Origin of the sequence: Gordonia sp. McavH-238-E (assembly GCF_022348225.1) — a bacterium.
Taxonomy (GTDB): Bacteria; Actinomycetota; Actinomycetes; order Mycobacteriales; family Mycobacteriaceae; genus Gordonia; species Gordonia terrae.
This window is the reverse complement of the sequence record NZ_JAKRFE010000006.1, coordinates 281,883-299,876: the sequence shown is the minus strand read 5'-3', so window position 1 is coordinate 299,876 and position 17,994 is coordinate 281,883. Positions and strand designations below refer to the sequence as shown.

10 protein-coding genes and 1 pseudogene are annotated in these 17,994 nt (G+C 66.6%); 9 read left to right on the top strand and 2 right to left on the bottom strand.

Features of this window, described 5'->3' with window-relative positions; translation table 11 throughout:
• The first annotated feature begins 46 nt into the window (after positions 1-46).
• Positions 47-1,702 carry an HNH endonuclease signature motif containing protein gene (locus MHN80_RS11185; RefSeq protein WP_239401622.1) on the top strand — a complete coding sequence of 552 codons (1,656 nt, stop codon included), beginning with the start codon at positions 47-49 and terminating at the stop codon, positions 1,700-1,702.
• A 92-nt stretch (positions 1,703-1,794) separates the two neighbouring features.
• On the opposite strand, the gene clpB is transcribed toward MHN80_RS11185, so the two are convergent.
• A complete protein-coding gene (clpB, locus tag MHN80_RS11180; RefSeq protein WP_239401620.1) occupies positions 1,795-4,347 on the bottom strand; it encodes an ATP-dependent chaperone ClpB in 2,553 nt (850 codons plus the stop codon).
• A 194-nt stretch (positions 4,348-4,541) separates the two neighbouring features.
• On the opposite strand from clpB, the gene MHN80_RS11175 reads away from it, so the two are divergent.
• Complete coding sequence (locus MHN80_RS11175) at positions 4,542-5,978, top strand: glucose-6-phosphate dehydrogenase (NADP(+)) (RefSeq protein ID WP_275447611.1); 1,437 nt, start codon at positions 4,542-4,544, stop codon at positions 5,976-5,978.
• Between the two features lie 12 nt (positions 5,979-5,990).
• Here the strand turns inward: MHN80_RS11175 and MHN80_RS11170 are convergent, their stop codons facing one another.
• Positions 5,991-7,886, bottom strand: a complete 1,896-nt coding sequence (locus MHN80_RS11170; protein WP_239401618.1) for a glycoside hydrolase family 15 protein — start codon at positions 7,884-7,886, stop codon at positions 5,991-5,993.
• Positions 7,887-8,025: 139 nt separating this feature from the next.
• Here MHN80_RS11170 and MHN80_RS11165 point away from each other — a divergent pair, with 139 nt between their 5' ends.
• The 7 genes and pseudogenes from MHN80_RS11165 to MHN80_RS11140 all read left to right on the top strand — a co-directional run bounded on the left by MHN80_RS11165 (position 8,026) and on the right by MHN80_RS11140 (position 17,989).
• Positions 8,026-9,276, top strand: a complete 1,251-nt coding sequence (locus tag MHN80_RS11165; protein WP_239401772.1) for a cytochrome P450 — start codon at positions 8,026-8,028, stop codon at positions 9,274-9,276.
• Between the two features lie 217 nt (positions 9,277-9,493).
• Positions 9,494-12,280, top strand: a complete 2,787-nt coding sequence (locus MHN80_RS11160; protein ID WP_239401616.1) for a hypothetical protein — start codon at positions 9,494-9,496, stop codon at positions 12,278-12,280.
• A gap of 6 nt (positions 12,281-12,286) precedes the next feature.
• Positions 12,287-12,544 (top strand): annotated as a pseudogene (locus MHN80_RS25910) (toll/interleukin-1 receptor domain-containing protein); the annotation flags it as partial.
• Positions 12,545-12,925: 381 nt separating this feature from the next.
• Positions 12,926-14,890: a hypothetical protein gene (locus tag MHN80_RS11155; RefSeq protein WP_239401614.1), complete on the top strand. Its 1,965-nt coding sequence runs from the start codon at positions 12,926-12,928 to the stop codon at positions 14,888-14,890.
• 93 nt (positions 14,891-14,983) lie between these two features.
• Positions 14,984-15,538, top strand: a complete 555-nt coding sequence (locus tag MHN80_RS11150) for a DUF6328 family protein (protein ID WP_239401612.1) — start codon at positions 14,984-14,986, stop codon at positions 15,536-15,538.
• A 32-nt stretch (positions 15,539-15,570) separates the two neighbouring features.
• Positions 15,571-16,467, top strand: a complete 897-nt coding sequence (locus MHN80_RS11145; protein ID WP_239401610.1) for an MBL fold metallo-hydrolase — start codon at positions 15,571-15,573, stop codon at positions 16,465-16,467.
• Between the two features lie 85 nt (positions 16,468-16,552).
• A complete protein-coding gene (locus MHN80_RS11140) occupies positions 16,553-17,989 on the top strand; it encodes a CHAD domain-containing protein (protein WP_239401608.1) in 1,437 nt (478 codons plus the stop codon).
• Positions 17,990-17,994: the final 5 nt, after the last annotated feature.

Sequence of the window (17,994 nt, the reverse complement as noted above, 5' to 3'; positions counted from 1 at the left end):
CTCGAAAGCACATTCGCATCAACGGTTCTCGGGGGAGGTGACCGTCATGACAGATACCCAACGACACGATGGCACCGGCGTGCCGTCCCCTGGTGCGGTCGAGCTGGTGGCCGAGCTGCATGCGATTCTCGACAAATTGCAGACTGTGGACCTGTCGCCGTGCACCGATACTGAGTTGGCCGACGTGGCAGCCGATACCGAACGTGCCATCGCACGCCTGACCGTTGCCGGTGACCGGCAGATCGATCAAGTCGAGGCCCGCGACCTCCCCCGCAAGACCGGCTGCCGCACGCTCATGCAGTTCATGACCCACCGACTGCGGGTGTCGAACCCGATGCGCCGGCGTAAGCAGATGGACGCCACCGCCACCCGCACCAGCCTCGGCGGTGAAATCTTGGAGCCCGAACACCCTTGCCTGGCTGAGGCATTCGCGCGAGGCACCGTCGGCACCGCACACGACCAAGCCGCCCTCGACGTCCTCGACCGCATCCCCGGCACCATCGACCACGACGTGAAAGTCGCTGCCGAACGGCAGATGGCCGAAATCGCCGAAGCCCACACCCCCGCCGACATCACCCAATTGGGCGCGCGCTTGTTGGCCCATCTCGACCCCGACGGCACCCTGGCCGACGACACCGACCAGAAACGACGCCGCGGCCTGTGGATCGGACGCCAACGCGCCGACGGCACCGCCACCATCTCCGGCACCCTCACTCCCGCACTCCACGCCCGACTCACGATGATGTTCGCCGTCTGGGGCAAACCCGGACTCAACAACCCCGACGACCCCGCCTCACCCCAGGGTCCGGCCGGCACCGCCGACCCCGACGCGCTGGCCACCGCCGCCGACCGTGACCAACGCACCCCCGCCCAGACAAATCACGACGCCCTCGATGCCGCACTCACCGCCGGCTTTTCAGACGGGATTCTCGGAACGTCGCACCGCGGCCTGCCCGCCCATCTGATCATCAAAGCCGATCTGGGCGACCTGATCCGCGAAGCCGGGCTCGCCACCACCGCCACCGGCACCCTGCTCCCGATCCCCGACCTGATCGCGATGGCCGGGGACATCCAGCCGTGGCTCGCGATCTTCAAAGATCACACCGCCGTGCCACTGTACTTCGGGCGCGGGAAACGTTTGGCAACCCGCGAACAACGTCTCGTCTCCTTCGCCCGCCCCGACGGCGAAGTCTGTTCCGCACCCGGCTGCGATCAGCCCGCCACCCAGATCGAACTCCATCACGCCCAGAAGGATTGGGCCAAGGGCGGTCTCACCGATATCGACGACCTCGCACCGGCGTGCCCGCGACACAACCGCATGGTCGGTGATCAGCCCGGCCAGTACGCCACCCGGATCGAACGGTCCGGACCCGACGAAGGCCGCTGCGTCTGGCGACTCAACGCCGAACCCGGCGCACCCCCCAACCCCGAACACATCAACCGCCGACCCGACATACCCCGGCGGTTCGCAGAACATCTGAACACCGTGCGCACCGAGATCTACGGACCGACCACCCTTCGTGACGCGCCCTCCGCAAGCTCCGGGCGCTCCTCAGGGAGCAGGGGGCCCGACGATCAAGCACGCCAATCATGGCTGACAATCAGCCACGTCATCGACGTCCGACCACCCCGACCCGGACCACCCTCACCCCGGCCCTCTCTCGTCGAAGCACACCTCATGGAGCTACTCGCCACCCTTTGAACCATGCACAACGACAAAGGGACCCATCCCGAAGGATGGGTCCCCTGTCTTGCGATGGACTCTGTCTCGCGATGAACTGTGACGAGCTGAGATCAGCCGAGTACCAACGACTCTCCGTCGGCACTGACGTTGACCGGCACCACGTCACCGTCGCGGATGTCTCCGGCGAGCAGTTGCTTGGCGAGCTGGTCACCGATGGCCTGCTGCACCAACCGGCGCAGTGGGCGCGCACCGTACAGCGGGTCGAATCCACGTGCGCCCAGCCATTCCTTGGCCTTGAGCGACACCTCGAGGTCGAGGCGACGCTGCGCGAGGCGCTTCTTGAGCTGGCCGAGCTGGATGTCGACGATCGACACCAGTTCCTCCGGGCTCAGGGCATCGAAGATCACCACATCGTCGAGACGGTTGATGAACTCCGGCTTGAACGCCGACCGCACCGCCATCATCACCTGGTCCTTGTCGCCACCCGCACCGAGGTTCGAGGTGAGGATCAGGATGGTGTTGCGGAAGTCCACCGTCCGGCCCTGGCCGTCGGTCAGTCGGCCTTCGTCCAGCACCTGCAGCAGTATGTCGAAGACGTCCGGGTGGGCCTTCTCGATCTCGTCGAACAGGACCACCGTGTACGGACGACGCCGCACCGCCTCGGTCAGCTGGCCGCCGGCCTCGTACCCGACGTAACCGGGCGGGGCACCGACGAGCCGTGCGACGCTGTGCTTCTCGCCGTACTCACTCATGTCGATGCGGACCATCGCCCGCTCGTCGTCGAACAGGAACTCGGCGAGCGCCTTGGCGAGCTCGGTCTTGCCGACACCGGTGGGGCCGAGGAACATGAAGGAACCGAGCGGCCGGTTCGGGTCGGCGACGCCTGCGCGGGCACGACGCACCGCGTCGGACACCGCCTGCACCGCGTCCTTCTGGCCGATGACCCGGTGTCCCAGTTCCTCTTCCATGCGCAGCAGCTTGGCGGTCTCGCCCTCGAGCATGCGTCCGGCCGGGATTCCGGTCCACGCCGACACGACCTGGGCCACATCGTCGGGTCCGACCTCCTCCTGCAACATCACGTCCTGCGACGGATCGGTGCCGGTCTTCTCGATCGCGGCCTCGAGTTCCTTCTCCAGTCCGGGGATCGTGCCGTACCGCAGCTCGGCAGCCCGTCCGAGGTCACCGTCGCGCTCGGCCCGATCCGCCTCGCCGCGAAGCCGTTCCAGCTCCTCCTTGAGGTCGCGGACCGCGTCGATCGCGGTCTTCTCCGACTGCCACCGGGCGGAGAGCTCGTTGAGCTTCTCCTTCTGGTCGGCCAGCTCGGCGCGCAGCTTCTCGAGCCGCTCCTTCGACGCCGCGTCGGTTTCCTTCTCCAAGGCGACCTCCTCGACCTCGAGACGGCGGACGATCCGCTCGACCTCGTCGATCTCGACGGGGCGCGAGTCGATCTCCATCCGCAACCGCGACGCGGCCTCGTCGACGAGGTCGATGGCCTTGTCGGGCAGGAAGCGCGAGGTGATGTACCGGTCGGACAGCGTTGCGGCAGCGACCAGTGCGGAGTCGGTGATGCGCACACCGTGGTGCACCTCGTACCGGTCCTTGAGGCCGCGGAGGATGCCGATGGCATCTTCGACCGACGGCTCACCGACGTACACCTGCTGGAATCGACGCTCGAGTGCGGCGTCCTTCTCGATGTACTTGCGGTACTCCTCGAGGGTCGTGGCACCGACCAGGCGCAGCTCACCGCGGGCGAGCATCGGCTTGATCATGTTGCCGGCGTCCATCGCGGAATCGCCTGTCGCACCGGCACCCACGATCGTATGCAGCTCGTCGATGAAGGTGATGACCTGTCCGGCCGACCCCTTGATCTCGTCGAGCACGGCCTTCAGGCGCTCCTCGAACTCGCCTCGGTACTTCGCGCCGGCGACCATCGATCCCATGTCGAGGGAGATGACGGTCTTGTTGCGCAACGACTCCGGCACGTCGCCGGCGACGATGCGCTGGGCGAGGCCTTCGACGATGGCGGTCTTGCCGACACCGGGCTCACCGATGAGGACCGGGTTGTTCTTGGTCCGTCGGCTGAGCACCTGTACGACGCGCCGGATCTCGGTGTCGCGGCCGATGACCGGGTCGAGCTTGCCCTCGCGGGCGGCCGCGGTCAGATCGGTCGAGTACTTCTCGAGAGCCTGGTAGGTCGATTCGGGATCCTCGGAGGTGACCCGCGCACTGCCGCGCACGGCGACGAATGCCTCGCGCAGAGCCTGCGGAGTCGCACCGAGGTTGTGCAGCAATTTGGCGACATCGGAGTCACCGGTCGCCAGACCGACGACGACGTGCTCGGTCGAGACGTACTCGTCGTCGAGTTCACCAGCCAGCTGCTGGGCTGCGGTGATGGCCGCGATCGATTCACGGGATAGTTGAGGCGTCGAGCTGGCGCCGGACACCGTCGGCATGCGATCGACCAATGCCTGGGCCTGCGCCTGAACGCTCGACGGGTCCACGCCCACTGCCTTCAGCAGTGGCGACGCGATGCCGTCGGACTGATCGAGCAGTGCCACCAGGATGTGGGCCGGTCGCACGTCGGGGTTTCCAGCGCTGGCCGCCGCCTGCACAGCAGCGCTCAATGCTTGCTGCGTCTTGGTGGTGGGGGTGAAGCTGTCCACTCGCGTGCACCTTTCTCTTTAGTCCAACAGGCTCAAGTATGAGCCATACGCGGTCTACAACGCCAACAGAGTTGAGTCCATTCCGCTCATGTTAACTGGGCATGTGATCTGCATCACTCCTTCCCGCGTCGGCGAGCAGGTCCGCTCTCCGCGCGTATCCGACCTCCGGCAGCGTCGATGGGCACTATTGATGCATGACCGCAGACAGCTCCGCACCGGAGAACGCGACACCGTCCGATTCTGACGCGGACTCAGCAGTGATCTTCGTACTCTTCGGGTCGACCGGCGACCTCGCCAAGCGGATGGTCCTGCCGTCGCTGTACGAACTCCACCGCCGCGATCTGCTCCCCCGCGGGTGGCAGCTCATCGGCAACGGGCGGGGCGACCGCACTGACGACGAGTTCCGACAGCACGTCAAGGATGCGATCGAGGAGTTCGGTGCGGACGGGTCGGGCTCGTCGGACGAGTGGAAGTCGTTCGCCGAGACCATCCGGTTCGCCGGCGGCGGGTTCACCGCGGACGACCCCGGCCGTCTGCTGGAGGTGATCGACGCCGCCCGCAACGCCGTCGGGGACACCGCTCAGCTGGTCCACTACCTCGCCCTCCCGCCCACCACTTTCGTCGACTACACGAAAGCCATTGCCGCGCATGGTCTCGCGAAGGGTTCGCGGGTCGTCTACGAGAAGCCGTTCGGGACGTCTCCCGACGGATTCCGGGCACTCGACGAAGCGGTGCACGAATCCCTCGACGAGAAGCAGATCTACCGGATCGACCACTTCCTCGGGAAGGAGAGCACCCAGAACCTGCACGTCCTGCGTTTCGCCAACGGACTGTTCGCCGGGGTGTGGAACCGCGAGCACGTGGCCGAGGTCCAGATCGACGTCCCGGAGACCCTCGACATCGCCGACCGCGCCGCGTTCTATGACGCCACCGGGGCCTTCCTGGACATGATCGTCACGCACCTGTTCCAGGTGGCGGCCGAGGTCGCCATGGAACCTCCGGCGTCGCTCGGCGCCGACGACCTGCTCGACGCGCGGGAGTCGGTCATCGCGGCCTTCCGTCCGCTCGACCCCGCCGAAGTGGTCTACGGCCAGTACGAGGGGTATCGCGACACCGAGGGGATTCCGGACGATTCCACCACCGAGACGTTCGCGGCAGTCCGCCTGTGGGTCGACACCGACCGCTGGCACGGCGTCCCGTTCCTGCTCCGGACCGGCAAGATGCTCGACCACAGCGCACAGCGACTCAGTCTCGTGTTCCGCGCCCCCAGCGACGGCCCGCTGACCGATACCCCGGAGGACGGCACCGTGCTGACCTTCGACCTGGCCGGTGACGGTGCCATCGATCTGGCCGTCACCGTCAAGGAACCGGGTTCGGGCACCGACCTGTCCGTCGCGCACATGACCGAACAGCTCGACGAGGTGGCCGACGGCCTGTCGCCGTACGCGCGGCTCATCGTCGACGTGCTGCGCGGTGACCGGTCGCTGTTCACCCGGCCCGACGGCCTCGCCCACGTGTGGGAGGTGGCCGCGCCGGTGCTGGACAATCCGCCTGCGCCGCAACCGTATGCGGCCGGATCGACCGGTCCCGCGGCCGCCGACGACCTGTGCGGCGGGTCCGGCTGGATCTGAGGCGCGCCGGCTCTATTCGCCGAGGCGCCGATCGAGATTGATGGCCGCGCTGATGAGGGCGAGGTGGGTGAACGCCTGCGGCATGTTCCCGAGTTGTTCGCCGGTGAGGCCGACCTGCTCGGCGTACAGGCCGAGATGATTGGCGTGGGTGAACATCTTCTCCAACGCCAGCCGGGCGTCGCCGAGCCGGCCGGTCCGGGTGAGCGCTTCGACGTACCAGAACGAGCAGAGCGAGAACGTCCCCTCGGCCCCGTCGAGGCCGTCGTGCCCGCCGTCGGTGTCGTACCGGAACACCAGGGAGTCGCTCACGAGTTCTTCCTCGATCCGCTCGAGGGTGCGGACGAAGCGCTCATCGGTGGGTGACAGCAACTTCACGGCGGGGATCAGCAGCAGCGCCGCATCCAGACGGTCGGAGTCGAGGGTCTGGACGAACGCCCCCACCTCGTCGTTCCAGCCGCGCTCCATGATCTGCACGAAGATGTCGTCGCGCGCCTTCATCCAGCCGGCGATGTCGCCGGGTAGTCCGCGCTGCCGGCTCATCCGGATCATCCGCTCGAGGGCCACCCACGACATCACTCGCGAGTAGACATAGTCCTGCGGCTTGCTGCGCACCTCCCAGATGCTCTGGTCCGGACGGTCCCAGTTGTCGACGAGCCACCCGGCCACCGTGCACAGATGGGTCCAGGCCCCGTACGAGATCCCCGGTCCGTATTTGTTGTAGAGGTACACCGAGTCGATGAGCTCACCGTAGATGTCGAGCTGGAGTTGATCGGCGGCGGCGTTTCCGATCAACACCGGGGAGGTTTGCCGGTAGCCCTCCCAGTGGTCGAGTTCGGTCTCCTTCGGTGGTGGATCCCCGTCGAGGGTGTACATCAATCGCAGCGGCCCCAGATCTCCCGACTCGTCGGCACCGTCGTCGAAGCGGCATGTCAGCCAGTCCATGAACGCACCGGCCTCGTCGGTGAAACCCAACCGGAGCAAGGCATACAGCGTGAACGCCGCATCGCGGATCCACACGTAGCGGTAGTCCCAGTTCCGTTCGCCACCGATCTCCTCGGGAAGCGCGGCGGTCACCGCCGACACCACTGCCCCGGACGGTTCGTGCGTCAGCAGTTTGAGTGTGAGCGCCGACCGATGCACCATCTCCCGCCACCGGCCGGTGTACGACGACCTCGACACCCAGTCCTGCCAGAAGGCGACCGTCGCGGCGACGACGGCGGGCGAACTGTCGTGGTCGAGAAGCTCGTCGTCGACGGGGTCGGGCGCGAGGACGAACGTGACGCACTCGCCGGTTTCGACGGTGAAATCGGCCTGCGCATCCCGGTCGTCCATCGTGTCGACATCGACCGTCGAGACGAGATGCAGCACCAAGCCGTCGGTCTCGAAGCGAACCCGACGCCCGTCCTCGACGACCAGCTTGTGTGCCTCACGGCCGTAGTCGAATCGCGGTGCGATCGTCACGCGAAATCGGACGGAACCCCGGACACAGGAGATCCGACGGATGATCCGCGTCCGGTGGTCGGGGTCGTGTGGTCTCGCGATCGGCATCAGGTCCTGCACCTCGGCGACGCCGTCCTCGCTCAGGTAGCGGGTGACGAGCACGTTGGAGTCGGGCAGATAGAACTGGCGCGTGGTGACGTCGCCGTCCACCGGTTCCACCGTCCAGGCGCCGCCTCGTCCGGCGTCGAGCAACGAGCCGAAGACGCTCGGCGAGTCGAATCGCGGACAGCAGAACCAGTCGATCCGCCCATCCACCCCCACGACGGCCGCCGTCCGCAGGTCACCGATCACACCGTGATCGGCGATCGGTAGGTAGTCGCCGGTAGCGTCGGCCGTCGTGGCGCCGTCGCATCGGGGAGTCGGATTCGCGTCCTCGCCGGATTCGGTCGGGGTGCTCATGGCGGCCATTCGTCGCCTGGCCCCTCCCGGATGGGCCGGCCACATTCGATCGGGTTCGCGATTCCGGCCAACTGGAACACCCCGATATCGGACACTCGGATCCAGAATCACCCTCGACCGAAGGACGCACCCGTTGACGACAAGCGACGTGAGCACGAGCACGGCAGACGACGCCGCCACCATCTTCGCCGACGCCAAGGCCTACACCGACGAGCCGCGCCTGTACGCGGCGATGGCATATCTGCGGGCACACGATCCGGTACCGCGCGTCGACCACGGGCCCTACCGACCGTTCTTCGCCGTCACCAAGCACGCCGACATCATGGACATCGAGCGCGACAACACCCTGTGGCTGAGTGAACCGCGGCCCGTGCTGACCACCGCTGCCGCCGACGATGTCGCACGGGCGCAGCTGGAATCCGGTGCGGGCCTGCGCACCCTGATCCACATGGACGATCCGCACCACCGCAAGGTCCGCGCGATCGGCGCCGATTGGTTCCGGCCGAAGGCCTTGCGCGACCTGCAGACCCGCGTCGACGAGCTCGCCAAGCGCTACGTCGACCGGATGCGCGACATCGGACCGGAATGCGACTTCGTCGAGGAGGTCGCGGTCGGTTTCCCGCTGTACGTGATCCTGTCGCTGCTCGGCCTGCCCGAAGAGGACTTCCCGCGGATGCACCAGCTGACGCAGGAGTTGTTCGGCGCCGACGACGTCGAATACCGCCGAGGGGCGACTCTCGAGGAGCGGATGGCGACGCTGCTGGACTTCTTCGCCTACTTCAACGAGCTGACCGCTTCCCGGCGCGCTCACCCCACCGACGATCTGGCCTCGGCCATCGCCAACGGCCTCATCGACGGGGAACCCCTGTCCGACGTCGACACCGCGTCGTACTACGTGATCGTGGCGAGTGCGGGCCACGACACCACCAAGGACGCCATCTCCGGCGGTCTCCGGGCGCTGATCGAGAATCCCGCCGAGCTCGACCGTCTCCGCCGCGAACCCGAGCTCATCGGCACCGCGGTCGAGGAGATGATCCGGTGGACCACGCCGGTCAAGGAGTTCATGCGCACCGCCGCCGCGGACACCTCGGTCCGCGGTGTACCGATCGCGAAGAGTGAATCCGTCTATCTCGCTTACACTTCGGGCAACCGGGACGAGGAGGTCTTCGACGATCCACACACCTTCGACGTCGGCCGCTTCCCCAACAAACACCTGTCGTTCGGGTACGGCGTCCATTTCTGTCTCGGCGCGGCGCTCGCGCGGATGGAGATGCGGAGTTTCTTCGCCGAACTGATCCCGAGGCTCGATTCCATCGAGCTCGCCGGAACACCCGAACTCGCCGCGACCGTCTTCGTGGGAGGACTCAAACACCTTCCGATCCGGTACTCGCTGCGCTGAGTAGGACCGTTCGAAGTCTCCTCCGCAGTGGGACAGCCGTCCAGGACTGATCGGGATCGCCCACCCTGGAGGCACACTCGGTCCAAGCAAGTTCACCCAGACAGACGACAGTCTCACTCGGGACAAACCAGACTCGGGTGAGCAAGGATGTCACGAGTACACAGACACGACGATCCGGCCGGGCGCGGGTGGTCGACCGAACATGCGGGGAGAGACGTTGAATCCAACGAAGGCCGCCCCCACTCCGGTCGAATTCCTCACCCTCGAATGGGAACCACGCCTCGACGATCTCGTGAACGAGCTCCATCGTGCCGGCCTTACCGTTCACATCTTGCGTGAGCTTCCCAGCGCCGACGCCGTCACGTCCGCCCGCGCCATCGTCGTGGTGGTCGAGGAACTCATTGCGCAACAGATCCCCGAGCAACAACTGCGCGCATTCGCGGGGACGGTCGCGGAAGTGATCCCGGTATCGTTGCGCCCACCCGGCACCGTCGACTACCTGGCGGATCTGTCCCACATGATCCTCGGCGCCACGTCAATTCCCGAGGCGGCCCAGGACATCGCGAAGATCGTGATCGTGGGCGGCAAGCGCATCACGGAGTGGAACCGTCACGTCGTGCGCGCCAAGGACTGGGAGGAGTCGCCCCAGTCCGTCCCCCTGTTGAGCGAAGCCGACGGCCGGGACGTCGCACTGATTCTCGCCGACCCTCCGGAACTCTTCTCGGCGGATGAGATCGCCGTCGTCCGACGCTATGCCGACGCCAGCGCTGCAGCCAGGGCCAGGCGACGTCGAACCGCGATCTCGGTTCTGTCGATCGTGTCGGTGCTGCTCGTCGCCCTGATCGTACTCGCCGGATTGCAGACGGTGAACGCGAACAACTCACGCACAGTGGCCGATGACCGACGCGCATCTGCCGAAGCCGACCGGATCGCAGATCTCGCCGTCCGGATGACTCCCGCAGACCCGGACCTCCCCGCGATCCTGCTGCACGATGCGACCGAGATCAAAGTGACCCAACGAGTGCGCGAAGCAGCCAACACGGTGGCCGCCAGCACGTGGCCGCATCGATCGATCAAGCTCACCGGGGAACCCCGCGTGGTCAGTGCCGCCGCGGACGCGCCCCGCGCTGCGGTCATGTTCTCGGACGAACCGACCATCGTCATCTACGACACCTCCACGGCAGAAGTGGTCACGCAGGTCCGGGCCCCCCAGCCCACTGCCGAGGGCACCGCGACGATTGCGCTGTCGCCCGACGGATCGACGGTCGCCATCCAGTACGAGAGCGAGCAGTTGCAGCTGTTTCCGGTCTCCGAAGGCGGCCCTCCGACCACGATCGCCGAGTCCGACGTGACTCTCCTTGGCTGGTGGGATGAGTCGTCTCTCGTCCTCGCCACGAGGGCCGGTCTGGAGCGCCGTCCGGTATCACTGGGCGTTCCGTTCCTGCTGGTACCGACACCGCCTGCAGATGGCCCTGTTCGCGGCTATGCGCGTGCCGAGGGTGGCAGCGCGGTCGCCGCAATCACCGCTGACGCACTGCACTATGCGCCCCACGGACAACGGCCCGTACGGACACCGGTAGAGGGTGCGATGGATGTGGCCCTCTCCGCAGACGGCCGCACAGTCGGCGTCGCCGCGTTCCCAGAAAGCCGCCTCATCAGCTTCGGCGACGACCTCGAACCGGACAGCTCGCCGCTCGATGTCAACGCCACACAAGTCGAAGCCCTCGGGACCAGGGCGTTCGCGTTCGGAACCCGAGACGGCCGGATCGTGCAGTACGACGCGGCCGACCGCAGGGCGACCCTGGTCCGCTCGATCCTCGCGCACACGCGCAGTCGCCTCCGGGCGTCGACAGACACGAACGGGACTGTCGCGACCGTCGGGTTGGACGGTTACCTCAGATTGTGGACACCGGAGGTGGACAAGTCGGAAGACGTGCCGCTGCCGTTCGGACTCCACCACATGAAGGCATCTGTGTTCGCGGCTCAACGCGAGAACGCGTACCGCGAGTCGACTCGCCACCAGATTCGGCTCCGCCCCGGGACAAACCTCGCAACTGTGCTCATGCAGCCCAACTACTACTGGACTGTCGACGTCTCCGACGGTAAAGCGATCAGTGACCGCCCGACCTACTTCGGGGGTCTCAACGCCGATTCCTCTCTGTCCCCCCGAGGAACGGCCTCCGCCAGGGTGATCTCGGACGGCGCAGGTTTCGCCACCATCGCCGCCAACGGCAGGTTGAAGCAAGCAGGCACCATCGAGGAGACGCCCGTGCCCATGACAATCGCCGGCAGAGGTGAAGGCGTGCTGTCGGTCAACGACGACGGCAACGTGCTTGTGATGGCAGATTCGACCCGCCTGAGCTGCTGGTCCACGGCCGCGAACTCAGCGCGGACGCAGGATCATCGCTTCGACACCGGCCGCATCCCGGTGGCGATGTCGGCGCACCTCATCGACGGCCAGGCGCGATGCATCGCCCTCACCGCGGACGGCTATCTCCGTGACCAGACCGGGAACGAGAAACAGATCGATGATCGAGTCCTGACCGAGAAGATCGTCTCGGGGGACCTCGACATCGCCGCCGGCGAGTTCGCCGACGACCAGCGGTCCGTTGTCGCGGTGACCTCACAAGGAGACGTCTACGAACTCTCGGACACCATCCGGCGGATCGGAACAGTCGGCGCCGGATTACAACCCTTCGCAGTACGTCTCTCTCCGACGGGCCGACTCGCCGCCGTGATCGCCGAAGGCGGAACAGCATTCGTCGACACTGCCACCGGGAGAACCCGCACAACCGTTCGGGCGCAGGGTGACTCGTTTGTGAGCGATGTGGCATTCATCGACTCCGAAGAGACCAGGGCGCTCGTGGTGACGTCTCAGGGTGCCGTCCGGTCGATAGGGATCAGGACCGAATGCGACCGTCCGCTGTGTATTGTCCCGGCCCCGAGAGAAGCAACGGCTGTTGAGCGCGCCGACTACGGTCTGCGGACCGGCACAGAGGACTGAGGTCGTATGGCAGACATCGCAATCTCCTACTCTCACCGTGACGTCGAACCGGCGCGCCGTGTGGAACACGATGCCCTGGCCGCCGGCCACACCGTCTGGCTGGACGACCCGGGCGAACGGACCACCTACGGCGTCGGGATCACGTTGCCCAGCGGTCAGAACCACTGGGATGTGATTTCGCGAGAGTTCGTCAGCGCATCGGTGATCATCGTCGTGGCGACGCCACAGTGGGAGGACTCGGCCTACTGCCGACGCGAGTACGAACTCGCAATCGAATGGGGCAAATGGGTGGTTTTCGTCGGCCCCGGAGGGCCGTGGACCGCCGACAACGTCGAGCTGACCGACTTGTCGAGAGTCTTCTCGGATCTGGCGCGATTCGGTGCTGTCGCCGAATCCCACGCCCGTCTCGTCGATGCGGCCCACCAGCGGGCCGACCCGAAGCAAGCCGGTCTGATCGAACGGGCACTCCGGCGGTCCGAGGCAACCGACGCGCGATTGGTCATGGCCGAGGCCGACTCGTTGCCCTGGCACCCGCTCACACCGGCCGTCACACCGCACTTGAGCAGTGTCCTCGAACGCGATGCGCGGAACAGGCGTCGCCTGCGGAACTCCGGGATCGCAACGGTCGCGGTCCTCGTCGTCCTCATGCTGCTCGGCGTGGGCTTGTGGATGGTTGCCCTGAACGCGCAGCACGCGGCGGAGCGAGACGCGAACCGCGCTCAGGCGATCGCCCTGGCCGCGCGATCGGAGACAGAACCGGACACTCGGCGAGCGGTCGAACTCGCCAGCGAGGCCGTCCGTTTGAACGACGACGCGGTCAGCGCGAACGCACTGGCGCTGGCCCGCGACCGCGACAACCGCCTCCGCCGGAGTTCCGTTCGTCCCGATGACTATTGGTCACTGGTGATGGCGCCGGCGGGCACCCATGCGGCTGCTACCTCGATGGAGGCGATCCACGTCTTCGACCGTGTCAGCGGCGCAGCGGTCAGGACCATCCCGATGGAGATCAAGCGAGATGCTGGTGCAATCGGCTTCACCTCGGCGGAAACGCTCGTCTATCTCGACCCGGACGGCAACCTCACCAAGACCTCACTCGCCGACACTCAGACGGTCGTGGTTTCCGACGATGTTCGCGCGTTCGCCATTGGCCCACAACGACTGTGGTGGAGCTCGATCTCATCGAACACCCTCACCTCGGCGCGGCACGACGGGAGTGACCGGCGAGTGACCGAGGTCCCCGTGTCGCTCGATTCGCTGTCCTTCGATGCACCTAGCGATCGCCTGGACGGGGTGGACACCAACGGAAACCTGGTGAGCGCGACCGTCGACGGTGGCACTGCGACGCTTCGCACCTCGCGCCCGGTCGGTGGTGGAGACATCTCGGTCTCGGAGAAGCGCCGTGGTTTCAGCACCGTGAAGCGGTGCGGTGACCGTGTCTTCGGAGCTATCGACAACTACCGGATGTCCCTGATGAGCACCACATTCATCGCCTCCGAGAAATCTATTCGAACCGATCGCGGTGCGAGCCACGTGCAGGTTCCGGTGTGCTTGGACGACTCCGACGCGTGGGGCGCAGACATCTATGGGTCCAGTTTCACATTCGGCGACAGCCCGTCCCCGCTAATTCCTCCGGCCGCTCGATTGGTGATCGCCGGGGATTCCAGCGGCCGGCTGTACAGCCTCACCCAGGAAGGGACCCTCCACTCGATGGCCGCCGACGCGGCGGCCACCGCAGTCCCGGCCCCGGGCGTTCTCGTCGCGGTGCCAGTCGGCCAGGACAAGACACTGGAGTTCACCGCCGATGGCCGTGTGGTCGACCACGCGACCAAGACCGCGATGGGCAGCGGATACGGGTTGTTCTACCCCAACGCGACTGCAATGAACAAGGAGTCAGTGGCGATACTCGCCGAAGCCAGGGTCGTCGTCGCGGATGGCGACGGCCGCGTTGCAGTTGCGGAAATTCGGGACCTCACCGGCTTGGCAAGCATCAATGCTGCCACTACCTCCGTGGACGGCGAACATTTTTTGGTGGTCACCGGCAACCGGGTCGACGAGGTGGATACGACCGGCAGAGTGATCCGGACGCATGAGTTCAGTTGGCTGGACGAGAACGAAAACCTCGTCTCGGCGAGTAAGCGAGACGCCGGCAACTTGCTGGCGGTCGCAACGGATAAAGGACGGGTGGCCACCATCGATTCGAATGTGGACGCCGGTCACCCGGAATTCGTGACCGAGGGTCTGACCCCGGGGTACGGCACCACCGTTGCATTCACCCGCGACAACGATCTGATCGTGGTGACTCCGGAAGGCCAGGTCCGATTGCTGGATCCGTCGATGAAGGTGAGGCGGTCGGTCATGGTCGGCTCCAATGTGGACGCCGTCCGAATTCACGGCGACCGAATCGCGGTCTCGTCGGAAGTCGTTGGCACCATTGTTTACCAGGCCAGTGACCTGACCACCATCGCCCAGATCGATCCCAGTACCGCGGCGTCCCACAGCCTTTTTCTGACTCCGTCCGGTGATGCTGTGGTCGGAATGCGCTCCTTCGGCGGCGTCGCCGAGGAATCGGCACTCCTTGTGACCATTCCATTGACCACGCGAAGCAGATGAACACCGGCCTGACCGCAGGTCGGCACCGAGTGGTGACCGCTTCGAGACCCCACGGCACGGCTCGACGAGACCCGACGGTGCGACGATGAGCAGGTGACCAGCCCGTCGGACACCGACCGCACCCGCTCCGGCGCAGGCGACGCCGAGTGGAATCGCGCCCAACGCGACGAGACCGAAACACAACGGCTGGACCGCAACTGGAATTCGCTCCTGCAGGAGCTCCGCGTCGTGCAGACGGGAGTGCAGATCCTGACCGGGTTCCTGCTCACCCTGCCGTTCCACGACGGGTTCGAGGAACTCGGCGGCACACTCCGCGTGATCTACCTGATCACCGTGTCGTGCGCGGTCGGTGCGGCCATCCTGCTCGCCGCACCGGTGGCCCTGCACCGCGCGCTGTTCCGGCAGCATCAGCTCGCGCTGATCGTCACCTACGCGCACTATCTCTCGTTCGCCGGACTCACCCTGTTGGGACTGGCGCTGTCCGGCGCGGTCACGGTCGTCTTCGGTGCGACCGCCGGCCCGGTCCCGTCGGCGATCGCCGGGGTCGTCACGCTTGTCGTGTTCTCACTTTCATGGCTGGTAGTCCCACTGTGGCTGCGCGCGATGACCGACTCGCCGGCGGGTTCCACCGACGACCCGCGGCGTTGACAGCGTTCACCTGCCCGGGGTACGCAGACGACGTGACCCTCGCACCGAGTTTCATCGAGAACCGCTATGACGAGGTGACCGTGCTCGCGTCGTCGCATGGCGGTGCGTTTCCATACGGCAACTCCGTCGTCGTCCGCGGCTCCGCCGGCACTCTCGTGATCGATCCCTCGCTCGAGGTCGACCACGACCCCGTGCAACCCGACGCGGTGATGATCAGCCATGCGCACGAGGACCACATCGCCGGTCTCCGGCACTTCGCCGCGGACATCTTCGCCCATCACGCCGACGTCGACGGCGTTCGCTCCCTCCAGGTCCTCCTCGACAACTACGGTCTGACCGACGAGCAGCGAGCAGGTGTCGACGCCCAGATCGGTGACACCTTCGACCTGACGCCCGGCTTTCCCGACGCCGCCGGAGTCGACGATGGGCACGTCTTCGACCTGGGCGGCGTCACGGCAACGGTCGTACACCTGCCCGGCCACACCGCGGGACATTCCGGCGTACTCGTCGAGCCCACCGGCTTCCTCTATCTCGCTGACATCGACCTCACCTCGTTCGGCCCGATGTACGGCGACCTGGGGAGCAGCGTCGACGACTACCTGGCGTCGATCGCGCGGGTCCGGGACATCGACGCCCGCTGGTATGGGACCTTCCATCAGAAGGGTGTCGTCACCGGCGCCGACGACTTCCGCGCGCGGCTCGCGGACTACGAGGGCGTCATCCGTCGACGCGAGGACCGGCTGCTGGAGTTGCTGCGCCACCCGCGCACCGTCGACGAGATCATCGTGGAGCGACTCGTCTACCGGCCGCATGTCCGGCTGCCCTTCGTCGACGCGGTGGAGAAGCGAACCGCCGAACTCCATCTCGAACGGCTGATGCGCCACGGGCAGGTCATGCGCTCCCCGGAAGGCGTCTACCACCGCACATAGACGATCGCCTGCTCTCCGCACGTTTACCGAATGTCCGGTTCGGTCACCCTGTGTCGACGACACGAGCGAGAGTGAGGAGCTATAAGTGCCCACCGACACCACGCGCCCGAACAGCTGGGACTTCGGCCTGGACAGCGCGATCCCCGACCTCGGCAGCTCCGGCGACGTCGAGGTCTCGTCAACCGATTTCAGCGACACCTACTACGACACCGAGGACCGGGACCTGCTCGCGCACGGTACTTCCGTCGTCTTCCTCGACGGCGGGAGCGAGGAGGGCCGGCAACCGGGGTGGCGGGTCACGACACCGTCCCCCGGCGAGATCATCACGGAGCGGGTGGACGCGCCCTCCACAGCCGTGCCGTCGGCGATCGCCGATGCCCTGTGGGGTCTGAGCGGCGGCAAACCGTTACGCGTGGCGGCGATCGTGCACACGCACCGGACCCGCCACCGGCATCTCGACGCGACGGGGGAACACGCCTACGACGTCGTCGACGACACCGTCTCGGCCACGGTCACCGGCCCGGTGGCCACCGCCACGTCGTGGCGCGAGGTCGGGGTGCAAGCGGAGTCGAACGCGATCCCGAAGAGTGTGCGCAAGCGGATGGCCGGGGCCGGCGCGCGACCCGCGTCGGCATCGTCGACCTTCGAGCGCGCGATCGGCCACGAGGTCCCGCGCCCCGCTGCCCCTGCGTCGCCCGCCGCGGGCGCGGTTCTCGACTACGTCCGGGAACAGATCGCGACGATCTTCGCCGGTGACGTCGCCCTCCGACGCGGCGCGAACCCGGTGCACGGCGTCCGTGTGGCCATCCGGCGGCTGCGCAGCACGCTGCGGACTGCCGCTCCCCTCTTCGTGCCGGACGGTCTGTCGGACCTCGACACCGAACTCCAGTGGTTCGCGGGTGTGCTCGGCGAGGTGCGCGACCGTGAGGTCTTGCGCGCGCGATTCGCCTCGGCGGTCGCCGATCTCCCTGACGAGTTGGTGCTCGGGCCGGTCGCGGCACGGATCGAGGAGGAGCTCTCCGCGCAGCAGCACCATCACCGGCAGACCGTCACCGACGAGATGCGGTCGGACCGGTACCGCGGACTGTTGTCGACCCTCGGGACCTGGAACGAGTCGGTCCCGCTCGCCGACGACCAGATCTCGACGAAGCAGGTACGTCAGATCGCCACTCGCGCGGCGCGCAAGGCGGACAAGCGTCTTGCGCACGCGCTGGAGACCGGGAACGAGGAGGACCTCCACCGGGCGCGTAAGGCGGCGAAACGGGCTCGGTACGCGGGTGAGCTGGCCGCGCCGGTCGTCGACAAGTCGATGGGTCGGTCGCAGGCCAAGCGATACAAGAGGATTCAGACCGTCCTGGGCGAACACCAGGATTCCGCGGTGGCCGCCCGCGCGCTCCGTGAACTCGGCGCGGGCGCCGGAGTCCGCAAGGGAGAGAACGGCTTCACCTACGGGATCCTGTATCAACGTGAACTCGCCGCCGCTGCCGCGGCGCGCGAAGCCGTGCTGTCCGGGAAGAACTGACGTCG